16 protein-coding genes are annotated in these 15,807 nt (G+C 71.3%); 4 read left to right on the top strand and 12 right to left on the bottom strand.

The genetic code is table 11. The features are described from left to right. Positions 1-130: 130 nt before the first annotated feature. Both RND61_RS00680 and RND61_RS00685 read right to left on the bottom strand, forming a co-directional pair. The gene (locus tag RND61_RS00680) at positions 131-454 is read right to left on the bottom strand and encodes an STAS domain-containing protein (RefSeq protein ID WP_315875605.1); all 324 of its coding nucleotides are present in this window, start codon (positions 452-454) and stop codon (positions 131-133) included. Between the two features lie 146 nt (positions 455-600). Next, complete coding sequence (locus tag RND61_RS00685) at positions 601-1,449, bottom strand: 3-hydroxyacyl-CoA dehydrogenase family protein (RefSeq protein ID WP_315875606.1); 849 nt, start codon at positions 1,447-1,449, stop codon at positions 601-603. Between the two features lie 673 nt (positions 1,450-2,122). Here RND61_RS00685 and RND61_RS00690 point away from each other — a divergent pair. Further along, positions 2,123-2,695: a cob(I)yrinic acid a,c-diamide adenosyltransferase gene (locus RND61_RS00690; protein WP_315875607.1), complete on the top strand. Its 573-nt coding sequence runs from the start codon at positions 2,123-2,125 to the stop codon at positions 2,693-2,695. Positions 2,696-2,721: 26 nt separating this feature from the next. Here RND61_RS00690 and RND61_RS00695 read toward each other — a convergent pair whose 3' ends face one another. Next, positions 2,722-3,288, bottom strand: a complete 567-nt coding sequence (locus tag RND61_RS00695) for a hypothetical protein (RefSeq protein ID WP_315875608.1) — start codon at positions 3,286-3,288, stop codon at positions 2,722-2,724. A 134-nt stretch (positions 3,289-3,422) separates the two neighbouring features. Here RND61_RS00695 and RND61_RS00700 point away from each other — a divergent pair, with 134 nt between their 5' ends. The 3 genes from RND61_RS00700 to RND61_RS00710 all read left to right on the top strand — a co-directional run bounded on the left by RND61_RS00700 (position 3,423) and on the right by RND61_RS00710 (position 7,302). Further along, positions 3,423-4,625, top strand: coding sequence for a sensor histidine kinase (locus RND61_RS00700; protein WP_315875609.1), 1,203 nt, complete (start codon positions 3,423-3,425; stop codon positions 4,623-4,625). Then, positions 4,622-5,311 carry a response regulator transcription factor gene (locus RND61_RS00705; protein WP_315875610.1) on the top strand — a complete coding sequence of 230 codons (690 nt, stop codon included), beginning with the start codon at positions 4,622-4,624 and terminating at the stop codon, positions 5,309-5,311. The genes RND61_RS00700 and RND61_RS00705 overlap by 4 nt, the downstream gene beginning before the upstream one ends. Positions 5,312-5,532: 221 nt before the next feature. Continuing rightward, positions 5,533-7,302, top strand: a complete 1,770-nt coding sequence (locus RND61_RS00710) for a glycoside hydrolase family 18 chitinase (RefSeq protein ID WP_315875873.1) — start codon at positions 5,533-5,535, stop codon at positions 7,300-7,302. 529 nt (positions 7,303-7,831) lie between these two features. On the opposite strand, the gene RND61_RS00715 is transcribed toward RND61_RS00710, so the two are convergent. The 9 genes from RND61_RS00715 to atpB all read right to left on the bottom strand — a co-directional run bounded on the left by RND61_RS00715 (position 7,832) and on the right by atpB (position 15,663). Next, the gene (locus RND61_RS00715) at positions 7,832-8,278 is read right to left on the bottom strand and encodes a DUF2550 domain-containing protein (protein WP_315875611.1); all 447 of its coding nucleotides are present in this window, start codon (positions 8,276-8,278) and stop codon (positions 7,832-7,834) included. A 155-nt stretch (positions 8,279-8,433) separates the two neighbouring features. Then, positions 8,434-8,808 carry a F0F1 ATP synthase subunit epsilon gene (locus tag RND61_RS00720; RefSeq protein ID WP_315875612.1) on the bottom strand — a complete coding sequence of 125 codons (375 nt, stop codon included), beginning with the start codon at positions 8,806-8,808 and terminating at the stop codon, positions 8,434-8,436. 212 nt (positions 8,809-9,020) lie between these two features. Beyond that, a complete protein-coding gene (gene atpD, locus RND61_RS00725) occupies positions 9,021-10,463 on the bottom strand; it encodes a F0F1 ATP synthase subunit beta (RefSeq protein WP_315875613.1) in 1,443 nt (480 codons plus the stop codon). Continuing rightward, complete coding sequence (locus RND61_RS00730; protein WP_315875614.1) at positions 10,463-11,380, bottom strand: F0F1 ATP synthase subunit gamma; 918 nt, start codon at positions 11,378-11,380, stop codon at positions 10,463-10,465. The genes atpD and RND61_RS00730 overlap by 1 nt, the downstream gene beginning before the upstream one ends. Before the next feature lie 20 nt (positions 11,381-11,400). Further along, positions 11,401-12,999 carry a F0F1 ATP synthase subunit alpha gene (gene atpA / locus RND61_RS00735; protein WP_315875615.1) on the bottom strand — a complete coding sequence of 533 codons (1,599 nt, stop codon included), beginning with the start codon at positions 12,997-12,999 and terminating at the stop codon, positions 11,401-11,403. A 130-nt stretch (positions 13,000-13,129) separates the two neighbouring features. After that, positions 13,130-13,945 (bottom strand): F0F1 ATP synthase subunit delta, encoded by an 816-nt coding sequence (locus tag RND61_RS00740; RefSeq protein ID WP_315875616.1) that lies wholly within the window; start codon positions 13,943-13,945, stop codon positions 13,130-13,132. Beyond that, positions 13,942-14,487: a F0F1 ATP synthase subunit B gene (locus tag RND61_RS00745; RefSeq protein WP_315875617.1), complete on the bottom strand. Its 546-nt coding sequence runs from the start codon at positions 14,485-14,487 to the stop codon at positions 13,942-13,944. Before RND61_RS00745 ends, RND61_RS00740 begins: the two co-directional genes overlap by 4 nt. 42 nt (positions 14,488-14,529) lie before the next feature. Continuing rightward, positions 14,530-14,772 carry an ATP synthase F0 subunit C gene (gene atpE / locus RND61_RS00750; protein ID WP_023586533.1) on the bottom strand — a complete coding sequence of 81 codons (243 nt, stop codon included), beginning with the start codon at positions 14,770-14,772 and terminating at the stop codon, positions 14,530-14,532. Positions 14,773-14,850: 78 nt separating this feature from the next. Next, positions 14,851-15,663 carry a F0F1 ATP synthase subunit A gene (gene atpB / locus RND61_RS00755; RefSeq protein ID WP_315875618.1) on the bottom strand — a complete coding sequence of 271 codons (813 nt, stop codon included), beginning with the start codon at positions 15,661-15,663 and terminating at the stop codon, positions 14,851-14,853. Positions 15,664-15,807: the final 144 nt, after the last annotated feature.

The following is a 15,807-nucleotide window of genomic DNA, read 5'->3' on the forward strand; positions in this document are numbered from 1 at the left end:
GTGCGCGGCCCGCCCGCGTGTCCCTCCGGCGGGGCCGGGCGTGTCCGGACGCCCGCCGGCCCGTACGGCGGGGACGCGCGGGGGGAGGCCCGCACCGCGTGCCCGCCGGGGGCGCGGCCCTGACCGCGGTTCAGACACGCGGGAGGGACTCCGCGGCGAGGCCGCCCTCGATGGCGAGGATGCGGTGGAGCTTCGTCGCCACGAGGAGGCGCTGCATCTGGGGCGGTACGCCGCGCAGGACGAGGCGGCGGCCACAGCGGCCGGCGCGGCGGTGGGCACCCATGATGACCCCGAGGCCGGTGGCGTCCCAGGAGTCGAGGTCGGTCAGGTCGAGCACGAGGTCGCCGGCTCCGTCGTCGACGGCCGAGTGCAGGACCGTACGGGCGTCCGCCGCGCTGCGGACATCGAGGCGGCCCCCGACGACCAGCTCGGTGTGGTCGCCCCTGATGTGCATATGCGCTCCCCGAGAGTGCTGTTCTTGTTCCGTCACGTCTTTCTGTTGCAACAAGTGACTACTCGCGTCACCTGAGCAGTTGCGCCTCGTAAGCAAACCGATACCAAATTCACCCCGGAGGGGGAATGTGGTTTGGCGCGGGGCGGTCAGTGCTTGTAGAAGCCCTGCCCGCTCTTGCGGCCGATGTCACCCGCGTCCACCATCCGGCGCATCAGCTCCGGCGGGGCGAACTTCTCGTCCTGGGACTCCGTGTAGATGTTGCTGGTGGCGTGGAGGAGGATGTCGACGCCGGTGAGGTCGGCGGTGGCGAGCGGGCCCATCGCGTGGCCGAAGCCCAGCTTGCACGCGATGTCGATGTCCTCGGCGGAGGCCACGCCGGACTCGTAGAGCTTGGCGGCCTCGACGACGAGGGCGGAGATGAGGCGCGTGGTGACGAAGCCGGCGACGTCGCGGTTGACGACGATGCAGGTCTTGCCGACCGACTCGGCGAACTCGCGTGCGGTGGCGAGGGTTTCGTCGCTGGTCTTGTGGCCGCGGACGAGCTCGCACAGCTGCATCATCGGGACGGGCGAGAAGAAGTGCGTGCCGACGACCCGCTCGGGGCGCCCGGTGACCGCCGCGATCTTGGTGATCGGGATGGCGGAGGTGTTGGAGGCGAGGACCGCGTCGTCCCGGACGAGCGCGTCGAGGGCGCGGAAGATCTCGTGCTTGACCTCCAGCTTCTCGAACACGGCCTCGACGACGACGTCGGCGTCGGCGGCCGCGTCGAGGTCGGTGGTCGTGGTGATGCGGGCCAGGGCGGCCTCGGCGTCGGCGGCGTCGAGCCTGCCCTTGGCGACGAACTTGTCGTACGACGCCTTGATGCCGTCCGTACCGCGGGTGAGGGCGGCGTCCGTGACGTCGCGCAGCACGACGTCCCAGCCCGCCTGGGCCGAGACCTGCGCGATGCCGGACCCCATGAGTCCGGCACCGATGACGGCGAGCTTCCTGGCCACGTTCAATCCCCTTCACACGCGTCCGCTTTTCGGTTCTCCGGCGGGAGGTTACTGCCCGGGAGGGTCGCTGTGGCGGTGAAGAGATGCGCGTCACGTCTCAGATGACGGACATCACACCGGAGGGCTCCGCCAGGTGAGCCGCACCGCGTGAGCGGGGCCCCGTCCGCCCGGGACGGCCTCCGTCCCGGGCGGGGCGGGCGCGGGCCCCGCGGGGGGCGCGGGAGACCTCGTGGAGGGGGTCGCGGCGCGTCGCCGTCCCGGCGGGGACCCCGTCCGTGGGGGCGGTGTGCGGCCGGTCGGGTCCTCCGGCGGCCGGGGTGGGTGCGGGGCGTCGTCGGGGCTCCGGCCCGGCGCGCAGGACGCGTTCCGGTTCCTCGGGGGCGCTTCGCCGGATCCGCCGGAGGCGGGGGGGCGGGCGCCTTCGGGGCGGCGCGCGGGGCGTCGGCGTGCCCCTCGCCGAGGCCGGCCGCGCGGGAGGGGGTCCCGGCGGGACCGCGCGGCCCCCGTACGGCGCCGGTGCCCGGCCGGCGCGGTGCGGTCCGCGTGCGCCGGGGACGGGACCGCACGGGCGCGGGCACGCGGTACGGGGCCCGGCGCCGCCGTCCGCGTGGCGCCGGCCGTGACGGTCGGCACACGGGGCCCCGGAGGGCCGGCGCGTCACTAGGCTGGCCGCATGGTCAATCTGACGCGCATCTACACCCGCACCGGCGACAAGGGCACGACGGCGCTGGGGGACATGAGCCGCACCGCCAAGACGGACCTCCGGATCGCGGCGTACGCCGACGCCAACGAGGCGAACGCCGTCATCGGGACCGCCATCGCCCTCGGCGGGCTGCCGGAGGAGGTCGTCAAGGTCCTCGTACGGGTGCAGAACGACCTGTTCGACGTGGGCGCGGACCTGTCCACCCCGGTGGTCGAGAACCCGGAGTACCCGCCGCTGCGGGTGGAGCAGTCGTACGTCGACAAGTTGGAGGCGGACTGCGACCGGTTCCTGGAGGGCCTGGAGAAGCTGCGCTCCTTCATCCTGCCGGGCGGCACGCCGGGCGCGGCGCTCCTGCACCAGGCGTGCACGGTGGTCCGCCGCGCGGAGCGCTCGACGTGGGCGGCGCTGGAGGTGCACGGCGAGACGATGAACGCCCTGACGGCCACCTACCTCAACCGCCTGTCCGACCTGCTGTTCATCCTGGCCCGGACGGCGAACAAGGAGCTCGGCGACATCCTGTGGGTGCCCGGCGGGGAGCGCTGAGGCCACCGGGCGGCGGGTGTCGGGCGTCAGGCGTCCGTGCCGGCGGGCTCCTTCTCCTTCTCGGGGGCCTTTTTCGGCCAGATCGCGTACGACAGGGCGATCAGTCCGTGGATGCCCGCCGCCCGCCACGCCCCGCCCATCCAGCTCTGGAGCGGGCCGACCCGGGCCGGGTCGTCCACGTACCAGACGGCGGCCTGGAGCAGGACGGTCGCGACGACCGCGCCGACGAGGGTGCCGAGCCACACGCGGCCCTCGTGGCGGGCGCGGGCCATGCCGTGGCGGGGCGGGCCCGCCGGGCGGGGCGCGCCGCCGAAGCGGTGGGCGGCGTGGCCGTCCAGCCATTTCACGGTGCGGTGCCCGTGGCCGACCGTGTAGCCGATGTACAGCGCCGCCAGCCCGTGCGTCCAGCGCGGTTCGGCGCCGCCGCGCAGGTCGGCGGCGGTCGCGACCAGCAGGACGACCTCCAGCAGCGGCTCGCACAGCAGCAGCGCCGCGCCCGTCCGCGGCATCCTCAGCACGTACCGCGCGGCGAGCCCCGCCGCCAGCAGCACCCAGAAGCCGACTTCGCAGACCACGATCAATGTGACGACCATGCCTCCCAGCCTGCCGTCGCCGCGCGCCCCGGGCGTCGTCGCCGATGAGGAATCCGCGCTGCACCCTTCGATGTAGTCGCGGCTCACCCCGCGCGGGGAGGCGGCGGGGGCCCGGGGCCGTGTTGGATGGGGACGTGACACCGCCCCGCCCCCACCGCGACGACGTCTTCCTGGCCGCGACCGGCCTGGCCGGCGGCCTCCTGCTGTGGTCGCTCGGGGTGTTCAGCCAGGGCGCGCGGCACAGCGTGGTCGACGCGCGCTGGGCCGTCCTGCTGCCGCTGTCCGTGATGACGGCGCTGGAGTTCGTCCGGCGCAGCAGGCCCCGCACGGCGCTGCTGGTCGGGACGGTCGCGGTCGTCGCGGACCAGCTCACGCGCGGCAGCATCGCGACGATCCTGATGTTCACGGACCTGGTGTACGCGGCCGTGGTGTACGGCTCCCCCGCCCTCGCCCGCCGGCTGCCGGTCACGACGGGGCTCATCACCGTCGGTGTCTCGATCGCGTCGCTGGCGTGGTACCGGGAGCCGTGGGCGCTGCTGCTCGGCATCCTCACCGGCATGGTGTCGTTCGTCCCCGCCACCACCGGCGCGGTCGTCCGCAACCACCGGCAGGCCGCCGACGCGGCCCGGCTGCGTGCCGAGCAGACGGCGCTGCTGGCGGAGATGGACCGGCGGGAGGCGGTGGTCGCGGAGCGGGCCAGGATGGCGCGGGAACTGCACGACATGGTCGCGGGGAACCTCTCCGCGATCGCCATCCACTCGACCGCCGCGCTCTCCCTCGACGACCCGGACACCAGCCGGGAGGCGCTCGGCGTGATCCGGGAGAACAGCGTCGAGGGCCTGGCCGAGATGCGCCGGCTGATCTCGCTGCTCCGGGACAGCGGTGCCGACGGCGAGCCCGCGCCCGCGCCGACCCTGGCCGGGATCGCCGCCCTCGTACGGCAGGCGGCGGCGCACGGCACGGCGAGCGGGCTGACGTTCACGCTGACCGCCCCGCCACCGGACGAGGACCTGCCCGCTCCGGTGGAGCTCGCGGCGTACCGCATCGTGCAGGAGTCGCTGACGAACGCGCTGAAGCACGCCGACGCGGGCGGGGTGGCCGTCGTGGTGGAGCGCACCGGCCACGCCCTGGTGGTCGGGGTGACCAGCCCGTTCGACCGTCCCGCGGCGGGGCCGCGCGCGCCCGGGTCGGGGGCCGGGCTGGTCGGGATGCGGGAGCGGGTGGCGCTGCTGGGCGGGGAGTTCGAGGCGGGCCCGGTGGAGGGGGCGGGGCACAGGACGTGGCGGGTACGGGCGGTGCTGCCCGTGGCGGAGGACGACAGGGAGCCGGCGGTATGAACACGGGAACGGCGAGGGGCACGATCCGCGTCCTGGTCGCCGAGGACCAGAAGGCCGTACGGGCGGGGCTCGTCCTCATCCTGCGCAGCGCCCCCGGCATCGAGGTGGTCGGCGAGGCCGGGGACGGCGAGGCGGCGGTGCGGCTCGCCCGCGAACTGCGTCCCGACCTGGTGTTGATGGACGTTCAGATGCCGTTGCTGGACGGGATGGAGGCGACGCGCCGGGTGGTGGACGAGGGGCTCGCGGACGTCCTGGTGCTGACCACCTTCGACCTGGACGAGTACGTCTTCGGGGCGCTGCGGGCCGGTGCCGCCGGGTTCCTGCTGAAGAACACCGAGGCGCGGGACCTGGTCGAGGCGGTGCGGACGGTGGCGCGCGGCGAGGGCCTGATCGCCCCGGCGGTCACCCGGCGGCTGATCGCGGAGTTCGCGGCGCCGCGGCGGGGCCGTGCGCCGGACGGCCGGGCGGCGGGGGCCGTGCCGGACCGGAGCGTGCTCGACCCGTTGACGCGGCGGGAGCGCGAGGTGCTGTCGTGCCTCGGCGAGGGGTTGTCGAACGCGGAGGTCGCGGTGCGCCTCGACATGGCGGAGGCGACGGTGAAGACGCACGTCAGCAGGCTCTTGGGCAAGCTCGGCCTGCGCAGCCGGGTGCAAGCCGCGGTGCTGGCCCGAGAATTGGGGATCTGACGCGGGGGCACTTCTCAGGTGGTCTGGACCTATTGACGATTGGTCCAGACCTTCCTACGCTCACGGCGCGCACCTTTCACGGACACACGTGACCCCCACCATGTCCGTCCACATCTTGAGGAGCACCGTTGAGCACGAGCACTCAAGCACCACCGCGCAGAGCGCGCCTCCTGGCCAGGGCCACGGCCGGAGCCACCGCGCTGCTGCTCCCGCTGGCCGCGATGGTCGGCCTCGCCACCCCCGCCCAGGCCGCCACCTCCGCGACCGCCACCTACGCCAAGGCCTCCGACTGGGGCGGCGGCTTCGAGGGCAAGTGGACGGTGAAGAACACCGGCACCACCGCCCTCTCCTCCTGGACCGTCGAGTGGGACTTCCCCTCCGGCACGTCCGTCACCTCCGCCTGGGACGCCACCGTCACCAACAGCGGCAACCACTGGACCGCCAAGAACCTCGGCTGGAACGGCACCCTCGCCCCCGGGGCGTCCGTCACCTTCGGCTTCAACGGCACCGGCACCGGCGCCCCCTCCGGCTGCAAGCTGAACGGCGAGTCCTGTGACGGCGGACCGGGCCAGCCCGGCGACAGCGCGCCGTCCGCCCCCGGCACGCCCACCGCCTCCGGCATCACCGACACGTCGGTGAAGATCAGCTGGACCGCGGCCACCGACGACAAGGGCGTCAAGAACTACGACGTGCTGCGCGGCGGCGCCAAGGTCGCGACCGTCACCGGCCTGACGTACACGGACACCGGCCTGACCCCCGGCACCGACTACTCCTACAGCGTCCAGGCGCGGGACACCGCCGACCAGACCGGCCCGGCCAGCGGCTCCGTCGCGGTCCGCACCACCGGTGGCGGCGGCGGCGAAGGCCCCGGCCCGTCGTCCACCGTCAAGATGGGCTACTTCACCAACTGGGGCGTCTACGGCCGCAACTACCACGTCAAGAACCTCGTGACGTCCGGTACGGCCAACAAGATCACCCACATCAACTACGCGTTCGGCAACGTCCAGGGCGGCAAGTGCACCATCGGTGACGCCTACGCCGACTACGACAAGGCGTACACCGCCGACCAGTCCGTCGACGGCAAGGCCGACACCTGGGACCAGCCGCTGCGCGGCAACTTCAACCAGCTGCGCAAGCTGAAGGCCCAGTACCCGCACATCAAGGTGCTGTGGTCGTTCGGCGGCTGGACCTGGTCCGGCGGCTTCGGCCAGGCCGTGCAGAACCCGGCCGCCTTCGCCCAGTCCTGCTACGACCTGGTGGAGGACCCGCGCTGGGCCGATGTCTTCGACGGCATCGACCTGGACTGGGAGTACCCGAACGCCTGTGGTCTGACCTGCGACACGAGCGGCCCGGCCGCCTTCACCAAGATGATGCAGGCCATGCGTGCCAAGTTCGGCGCGAACAACCTGGTCACCGCGGCCATCACCGCGGACGCCTCGGCCGGCGGCAAGATCGACGCCGCTGAGTACGGCCCGGCGTCGCAGTACGTCGACTGGTACAACGTGATGACGTACGACTTCTTCGGCGCCTGGGCGGCGAAGGGTCCGACGGCCCCGCACTCCCCGCTGACCACCTACCCGGGCATCCCGCAGTCCGGCTTCACCTCCGCCGAGGCGATCGCCAAGCTCAAGGCGAAGGGCGTGCCCGCCAAGAAGCTGCTGCTCGGCATCGGCTTCTACGGGCGCGGCTGGACCGGCGTCACCCAGAAGGAGCCGGGCGGCACCGCGACGGGCCCGGCGGGCGGCACGTACGAGCAGGGCATCGAGGACTACAAGGTCCTGAAGAACACCTGCCCGGCCAACGGCACCGTGGCCGGCACGGCCTACGCCCACTGCGGCACCAACTGGTGGAGCTACGACACCCCGGCGACGGTCCAGTCCAAGATGGCCTGGGCCAAGGGCCAGGGCCTGGGCGGTGCCTTCTACTGGGAGTTCAGCGGTGACACCGCCAACGGTGAGCTGGCCACGGCCGTCCACTCCGGCCTCCAGTAACCACTGATCCCTCCGGCACACCCCGCACAACGATCGAGCCGCACCGGAAACGGTGCGGCTCGATCCATGTCCGCCACCGGCCCCGGGGCCCGCGGCCCACGCCGTACGCAGGACCCGGGGCACGCGGCCCACGCGCCGTACGCGGGCCCCAAGGCTCGCGGCCCACGCCGCATGCCGGACCCGGAACGCACGCTCCACCGCCGTACGCGGCGGCGGGACACGCGACCCACGCCGTACGCAGGACCCGGAACACGCGACCCACGCCGTACGCGGGGCCGGACGCGCGCTCCGCTTCCCCCAGCAGCCGGCGGCGACACCGCCCGCGGTGAGCCGGCCACGGCCGCCCACGGCCGTCCACTCCGGCCCCCGGCGACCACCGGCCCCTCCGGCACACCCCGCACAACGATCGAGCCGCACCGGAAACGGTGCGGCTCGATCCGAGTACGCGGGGCCCGGGACCGCGGTCCGCGCCCGTACGCGAGGGGGCGAAGGCGCGCTCCGCGCCGTGCGCGGCGGCGGGACGCGGCGGCTACGCCACGTTCACCCGCTGTCCGGGGGGCGCCGCCTCCAGCCAGGCGAGGAAACCGGTGAGGGCGTCCTCGCTCATGGCGAGCTCCAGGCGCGTCTCCCGGTGCAGGCAACCCAGCACGACGGAGTCCGACAGGAGCGCCAGCTCCTCCTCGCCCTCCGGCATGCGGCGGTCCAGGACCTCGATGGAGGCCCGCTCCAGGATGCGGCGCGGGCGGGGCGCGTACGAGAAGACCCGGAACCAGGCGATCCGGTCGCCGCTGTACCGGGCGACCCCGTACACCCATCCCTTGCCGGAGGTGTCGCCCTCCTCGGGGACGTTCCAGCGGAGGCTGCAGTCGAACGTGCCGCCCGACCGCTGGATCAGCCGCCGGCGCAGGCCGAAGACGAAGAGCCCGATCACCACCAGTGCGACGACCAGCGCGCTCACCAGCAAGGCGAGGAACATCTCCACCGACCTCCCCGCTTCGTCCTGTAACCGAATACGACCTGCATCTGCATCGCCTCAGCCGCGGCCGGTCTGGGGAGTCCAGGCCGAGCCGCGGCTGAGGGGCCGGGCCGCCCCGTGAAGGGCACCCGGCGAGGTGGATCAGTGGCGGTGCGTTAGCGCGCCGCCACCGCGCGCAGCCGGATGTCGGCGCGCCGCTCGGCCGCGGCGTCCGACTCCGCCTTCGCACGCTCCAGCGCGCGCTCGGCGCGCTGGGGGTCGATCTCATCCGCCAGCTCGGCGATCTCCGCGAGCAGCGACAGCTTGTTGTCCGCGAACGAGAGGAAACCGCCGTGCACAGCGGCGACGACCGTGCCCCCCTCGCTCGTACGAATGGTCACCGGGCCCGACTCCAGCACACCGAGCAGCGGCTGGTGGCCGGGCATGACGCCGATGTCGCCGGAGGTGGTGCGCGCGATGACCAGGGTGGCCTCGCCGGACCAGACACTCCGGTCCGCGGCGACCAGCTCGACGTGCAGCTCAGCGGCCAAGGGTGGCTCCTCGGGTCACCACCCGGCGGGTCTTGCCGGGTGTTGGGTCATAAGTCTAGTAGGGCCGTCGGCGCCGGAGCGCCGAGGACCCGCGCCGGCCAGCGCGGCCGGGGGACGGCCGCGGGGGCGGCCGGGGTCCGGGGCCGTGGCCCCGGAGGGGGGTGCAGCGTGAGGGGGCGGGACGCGCCCGCCCCCTCACCCGTCACGGGACCTTAGGAAACGCCGAGTTCCTTGGCGTTCTTCTTGAGGTCCTCGAGACCACCGCACATGAAGAAGGCCTGCTCCGGGAAGTGGTCGTACTCGCCGTCGCAGATCGCGTTGAACGCGGCGATCGACTCGTCGAGCGGAACGTCCGAACCGTCCACACCGGTGAACTGCTTCGCCGCGTGGGTGTTCTGGGACAGGAAGCGCTCGACGCGACGGGCGCGGTGGACGACCAGCTTGTCCTCTTCGCCCAGCTCGTCGATACCGAGGATCGCGATGATGTCCTGGAGGTCCTTGTACTTCTGCAGGATGCCCTTGACGCGCATGGCGGCGTCGTAGTGGTCCTGCGCGATGTAGCGCGGGTCCAGGATCCGGGACGTGGAGTCCAGCGGGTCCACGGCCGGGTAGATGCCCTTCTCGGAGATCGGACGGGAGAGAACCGTCGTCGCGTCGAGGTGGGCGAAGGTGGTGGCCGGCGCCGGGTCGGTCAGGTCGTCGGCGGGGACGTAGATCGCCTGCATCGAGGTGATCGAGTGACCGCGGGTCGACGTGATGCGCTCCTGGAGGAGACCCATCTCGTCGGCCAGGTTCGGCTGGTAACCCACCGCGGACGGCATGCGGCCGAGCAGGGTGGACACCTCGGAACCGGCCTGGGTGAACCGGAAGATGTTGTCGATGAAGAAGAGCACGTCCTGCTTCTGGACGTCGCGGAAGTACTCCGCCATCGTCAGACCGGCCAGGGCGACGCGCAGACGGGTGCCCGGGGGCTCGTCCATCTGGCCGAAGACCAGGGCGGTCTTGTCCAGAACGCCGGACTCCTCCATCTCCGCGATGAGGTCGTTGCCCTCGCGGGTGCGCTCACCGACACCAGCGAAGACGGAAACGCCCTCGTGGAGGTTGGCGACACGCATGATCATTTCCTGGATCAGAACGGTCTTGCCGACACCGGCGCCACCGAACAGACCGATCTTTCCACCCTTGACGTACGGGGTGAGGAGGTCGACGACCTTCAGGCCCGTCTCGAACATCTCGGTCTTCGACTCGAGCTGGTCGAAGTCGGGGGCCTTGCGGTGGATCGGCCAGCGCTCGCCGACGTTGGCGTTCTCCTCGGGGTGGTTCAGCACCTCACCGAGGGTGTTGAACACCTTGCCCTTGGTGAAGTCGCCGACCGGGACGGAGATGCCCGCGCCCGTGTCGGTCACCACGGCCTGGCGGACCAGGCCGTCGGTGGGCTGCATCGAGATGGTGCGGACCAGGCCGTCACCCAGGTGCTGGGCGACCTCCAGGGTCAGCGTCTTCTTCGCGCCGTCCTGGGCCGGGTCGGCCACCTCGACGTGCAGCGCGTTGTAGATCTCCGGCATCGCGTCGACGGGGAACTCCACGTCGACGACCGGGCCGATGACCCGGGCGACGCGGCCCGTGGCGGCGGCCGTCTCAACAGTGGTCGTCATTACTTGTCACTCCCCGCGGTCGCGTCGGCCAGGGCGCTCGCGCCACCGACGATCTCGCTGATTTCCTGGGTGATTTCGGCCTGGCGGGCCGCGTTGGCAAGGCGCGAGAGCGAGTTGATCAGATCTCCCGCGTTGTCGGTCGCCGACTTCATCGCCCGGCGGCGGGCCGCGTGCTCGGAGGCGGCGGCCTGCAGCAGGGCGTTGTAGACGCGGCTCTCGACGTAGCGCGGCAGGAGGGCGTCGAGGACGTCCTCCGCCGACGGCTCGAAGTCGAACAGGGGAAGGATCTCGCCCTTGGCCCCCGTCTCCTCCGCGGCCTTCGCGAGGCTGAGCGGCAGCATCCGGTTGTCCACCGGCGTCTGCGTCATCATCGACACGAACTCCGTGAAGACGATGTGCAGCTCGTCGACACCGCCGTCCGCGGTGTCCTGCTGGACGGCCGCGATCAGCGGAGCGGCCACCTGCTTGGCGTCCGCGTAGGACGGGTTGTCGGAGAAGCCGGTCCAGGCGTCCGCGACCTTGCGCTCGCGGAAGCCGTAGTAGGCGACACCCTTGCGGCCGACGATGTACGTGTCGACCTCCTTGCCCTCGCCGCGCAGCCGCTCGGTGAGCCGGTCGGCCTGCTTGATGGCGTTGGAGGAGTAGCCGCCGGCCAGACCGCGGTCGCTCGTGATGAGCAGGACCGCGGCACGGGTCGGGGACTCCGCCTCCGTGGTGAGGGGGTGGTTGGTGTTCGACCCGGTCGCCACCGCCGTGACCGCGCGGGTGAGCTCGGTCGCGTACGGCGTGGAGGCCGCCACCTTGCGCTGCGCCTTGACGATGCGCGAGGCGGCGATCATCTCCATCGCCTTGGTGATCTTCTTCGTCGCGGTGACGGACCGGATGCGACGCTTGTAGACCCGGAGCTGCGCTCCCATGGATCAGGTCCCTTCCGTCGTCACTTGGAGACGTTGACGGTGGCCGGGGCGTCCTCGCCGAGCAGCTTGCCGTCGAAGGTCTCGAACTGCTTCTTGAAGTCGGTGATGCACTCCGCGACCTTGTCGAGGGTCTCGTCGGACATCTTGCCGCCCTCGCGGATCGAGGTCATGAGCGACTTGTGCTCGCGGTGCAGGAAGTCCAGCAGCTCCGTCTCGAAGCGGCGGATGTCCTGGACCGGGACGTCGTCCATCTTGCCGGTGGTGCCGGCCCAGACGGAGACGACCTGGTTCTCGGTCGCCATCGGCTGGTACTGCGGCTGCTTCAGCAGCTCGACCATGCGCTTGCCGCGCTCCAGGGCGGCCTTCGACGCGGCGTCCAGGTCGGAACCGAAGGCGGCGAACGCCTCCAGCTCGCGGAACTGGGCCAGGTCGACGCGGAGCCGGCCGGAGACCTGCTTCATGGCCTTGTGCTGGGCCGAGCCACCGACTCGCGACACGGAGATACCGACGTTCAGGGCCGGGCGCTGACCGGCGTTGAACAGGTCGGACTCCAGGAAGCACTGGCCGTCGGTGATGGAGATGACGTTGGTCGGGATGAACGCCGAGACGTCGTTGGCCTTGGTCTCGACGATCGGGAGACCGGTCATGGAACCGGCGCCCATCTCGTCGGAGAGCTTGGCGCAGCGCTCCAGCAGGCGGGAGTGCAGGTAGAAGACGTCGCCCGGGTAGGCCTCGCGGCCCGGCGGGCGGCGCAGCAGCAGCGACACGGCGCGGTAGGCGTCGGCCTGCTTCGACAGGTCGTCGAAGACGATGAGGACGTGCTTGCCCTCGTACATCCAGTGCTGGCCGATGGCGGAGCCGGTGTAGGGCGCCAGGTACTTGAAGCCGGCCGGGTCGGACGCCGGGGCGGCGACGATGGTCGTGTACTCCAGGGCACCGGCCTCCTCCAGCGCACCGCGGACGGACGCGATGGTGGAGCCCTTCTGGCCGATGGCGACGTAGATGCAGCGGACCTGCTTCTTCGGGTCGCCGGTGCGCCAGTTGTCACGCTGGTTGATGATCGTGTCGACGGCCAGGGCGGTCTTGCCGGTCTGGCGGTCGCCGATGATCAGCTGACGCTGACCACGGCCGATCGGGGTCATCGCGTCGACGGCCTTGTAGCCCGTCTCCATCGGCTCGTGCACCGACTTGCGCTGCATGACCGTGGGGGCCTGCAGCTCGAGGGCGCGGCGGCCGGACGTCTCGATCTCGCCGAGGCCGTCGATCGGGTTGCCGAGCGGGTCGACGACGCGACCCAGGTAGCCCTCGCCGACGGCGACGGACAGGACCTCGCCGGTGCGCTGGACCGACTGGCCCTCCTCGATGCCGCTGAACTCACCGAGGACAATGGCACCGATCTCGCGCTCCTCGAGGTTGAGGGCGAGGCCGAGGGTGCCGTCCTCGAACTTCAGCAGTTCGTTGGCCATGGTCGAGGGCAGACCCTCGACCTTCGCGATGCCGTCGCCGGCAAGGCTGACCGTACCGACCTCCTCGCGCGAGGCCGCGTCCGGCTTGTACGACTGGACAAAGTTCTCCAGCGCGTCCCGGATCTCCTCCGGCCGGATCGTGAGCTCCGCCATCTGGGTTCCCTGCTCTCCTTGTTGGGCCCGAAGTCTCTTTGGGGGATCTGGGGGCTCCCCCCAGAACTTCTGCATCCTGTGCACGGCCCAACCGGGCCGTAGGTAACGCTTGTTGGGTGTGGTGACCTGGTCAGCCGGCCAGTCGCCTCGTCGCCTCGTCGAGGCGGGAGGCGATCGTGCCGTTGACGACCTCGTCGCCGATCCGCACCGAGATCCCGCCGAGGACCGCGGGGTCCACGTCGAGGTTGAGGTGCATCGTCCGGCCGTACGTCCTCGCCAGCACCGCGCCGAGGCGCTCCTTCTGCTGGTCGGTGAGCGGTACCGCCGACGTGACGACCGCGACCATCCGGTCCCGGCGCGCCGCGGCGAGCTTGGACAGGGACTCCAGTCCCCCCTCCAGGCTACGTCCCCGCGGCTGGGTGACCAGGCGGACGATCAGCCGCTCGGTCGCCGCGTTGGCCCGGCCGCCGAGGAGGCTGCGCAGCAGCTCGCCCTTGGCGGTGGCCGTGGCGGCCCGGTCGGTCAGCGCGGCCCGCAGCGCGGGGCTGGAGGTCACGATCCGGCCGAACCGGAACAGCTCGTCCTCGACGTCGTCGAGCGCGCCGGCCTTCTGGGCCGCGGTGAGGTCCGCGGTGTCCGCCAGCTCCTCGACCGCGTCGACCAGGTCGCGCGACTGGGACCAGCGGGAGCGGACCATGCCGGAGACCAGGTCGACGGTCTCGCCGCCCACCTGACCGCTCAGCAGTCGCGTGGCCAGGTCGGCCTTGGCCTCTCCGGCCTGCGCCGGGTCGGTGAGGACCCGACGCAGCGACACCTCGCGGTCGAGCAGCGCGGTGACGGCGGCCAGCTCCTCGGCGAGCTTCGCCGCGTCGACCGACGTGTTGTCGGTCAGCGCGTCGAGACGCTCACGCGCGGCAGCCAGTGCCTCGCGGCTCGCTCCGTTCATCGGGCGGCCTCGGCCTTCTCCTCGAGCTCGTCGAGGAAGCGGTCGATGGTGCGGCTCTGGCGGGCGACGTCCTCGAGGGACTCGCCGACCAGCTTGCCGGCCAGGTCGGTGGCGAGCTTGCCGACGTCCTGACGCAGGGCGGCGGCGGCCGCCTTGCGGTCGGCCTCGATCTGCGCGTGGCCGGCGGCGACGATCTCCTCGCGCTGACGCTGACCTTCCGCCCTCATCTCGGCGATGATCGCGGCGCCCTGCTCCTGTGCCTCCTGGCGCAGACGCGCGGCCTCGTGGCGGGCCTCGGCGAGCTGAGCCTTGTACTGCTCAAGCACACTCTGGGCCTCGAGCTGGGCCGACTCGGCCTTCTCGATCCCGCCCTCGATGGCCTCACGGCGCTCTTCCAGAACCTTGTTGATGTTCGGGAGGAGCTTCTTGGCGAGGAAGCCGAAGACGATGGCGAAGGCGATCAGACCGACGACGAGCTCGTCGAGATGCGGGATGATCGGAGGCTGGGGCTCCTCCGCCGCCGCAAGGAACAGAGCGTTCACATCAGTGCCTTCCGTGAAAGGTGTGGGGCTGTCGAATCCGGCTTACTGGAAGACGAAGCCCATGACGATGCCGATGAGGGCGAGCGCCTCACAGAAGGCGAAACCCATGATCTGGTTGGTGCGGATCAGACCGGCCGCCTCGGGCTGGCGGGCGAGGGCCTGGGTGCCGTTACCGAAGATGATGCCGACGCCGACGCCGGGGCCGATGGCGGCGAGGCCGTAACCGACGGCGTTGACGTTGCCGGAGACGGTGTTCTCGGCGGCGAGGGTCTGGAGAACGGACATGCCGGATCTTCCTTCTCTTTCAATGACCCGGTGGGGGTTGGCCACCGGACGACTGCGGTTTCGGGGGACGGGCCTGGCTCAGTGGTGCTCGGCGAGCGCGCCCTGAATGTAGCTGCAGGCCAGGAGCACGAAGACGTACGCCTGGACGGCCTGGATGAAGAGCTCGAAGGCGGTCATCACGATGACCATGACGAACGAGGCGCCGGCGTAGACGATGCCGATGCCGTTCAGCAGGTACCAGCTCGCCAGGGAGAACATCACCAGGAGCATGTGACCGGCGAACATGTTCGCGAAGAGTCGGACCGCGTGCGTGAAGGGCCGGATGATCAGGTTGGAGAGGAACTCCAGGGCCATGACCAGCGGGAGGATGGCGCCGAGGCTCTTGTCGTAGCCGAGGATGTTCTTCCAGCCGCCCGCGAAGCCGTGCTTCTTGAAGGTCAGCCCCACCCAGATCACGTAGACGATCAGCGCGAGCGCCGCCGGGAAGGCGATCAGCGAGGTGACCGGGAACTGGGCGAGCGGAACGATCGACCAGAGGTTCAGGATCCAGACGAAGAAGAAGAGGGACACCATCAGCGGGACGTACTTCTCGCCGTCCTTCTTGCCGATGATCTCGTAGACGATGCCGCGGCGGACGAAGTCGTACCCGGCCTCGCCGACCATCTGGACCTTTCCGGGAACCAGCTTCGGCTTGGCGAACGCGGCCCAGAAGAAGGCGACGATCAGCACGGAGCCGAGGAGCGCCAGCAGCATCGGCTTGGTGAACTCGAAGCCCGCGACCGTGGCGATGGGCTCGTAGATGAACGAGTGGAGGCCCGGTGCCGGGAAGCCGCATCCCTCGATGAAGAGGTGACAGCTCGGGTCGAAGGCAAGCGTCTGGTCAGCACTCACCGCGGGCTCCTTCAGCGTGGCGCATAGGTACGGCAACCTCGTTGTGTCGGCGCGGCACGCAGCCGCGGTTCGGCACTGGACTGGTCTTACGGATAAGGGGGCGGCGGTTCGGCGTCGAGCGTCGCGCTGGGACAGGCGTCAGCT

Source organism: Streptomyces tamarix (assembly GCF_032423885.1).
GTDB lineage: Bacteria > Actinomycetota > Actinomycetes > Streptomycetales > Streptomycetaceae > Streptomyces > Streptomyces tamarix.

Coding starts and splice junctions, on each gene's coding strand:
- atpA (WP_315875615.1), bottom strand. CDS start 12,999: ATGGCGGAGCTCACGATCCGGCCGGAGGAGATCCGGGACGCGCTGGAG.
- RND61_RS00695 (WP_315875608.1), bottom strand. CDS start 3,288: ATGGTCGTCACATTGATCGTGGTCTGCGAAGTCGGCTTCTGGGTGCTG.
- atpE (WP_023586533.1), bottom strand. CDS start 14,772: ATGTCCGTTCTCCAGACCCTCGCCGCCGAGAACACCGTCTCCGGCAAC.
- RND61_RS00690 (WP_315875607.1), top strand. CDS start 2,123: ATGGTCAATCTGACGCGCATCTACACCCGCACCGGCGACAAGGGCACG.
- RND61_RS00715 (WP_315875611.1), bottom strand. CDS start 8,278: ATGTTCCTCGCCTTGCTGGTGAGCGCGCTGGTCGTCGCACTGGTGGTG.
- RND61_RS00710 (WP_315875873.1), top strand. CDS start 5,533: ATGGTCGGCCTCGCCACCCCCGCCCAGGCCGCCACCTCCGCGACCGCC.
- atpD (WP_315875613.1), bottom strand. CDS start 10,463: ATGACGACCACTGTTGAGACGGCCGCCGCCACGGGCCGCGTCGCCCGG.
- RND61_RS00730 (WP_315875614.1), bottom strand. CDS start 11,380: ATGGGAGCGCAGCTCCGGGTCTACAAGCGTCGCATCCGGTCCGTCACC.
- RND61_RS00680 (WP_315875605.1), bottom strand. CDS start 454: ATGCACATCAGGGGCGACCACACCGAGCTGGTCGTCGGGGGCCGCCTC.
- RND61_RS00705 (WP_315875610.1), top strand. CDS start 4,622: ATGAACACGGGAACGGCGAGGGGCACGATCCGCGTCCTGGTCGCCGAG.
- RND61_RS00740 (WP_315875616.1), bottom strand. CDS start 13,945: ATGAACGGAGCGAGCCGCGAGGCACTGGCTGCCGCGCGTGAGCGTCTC.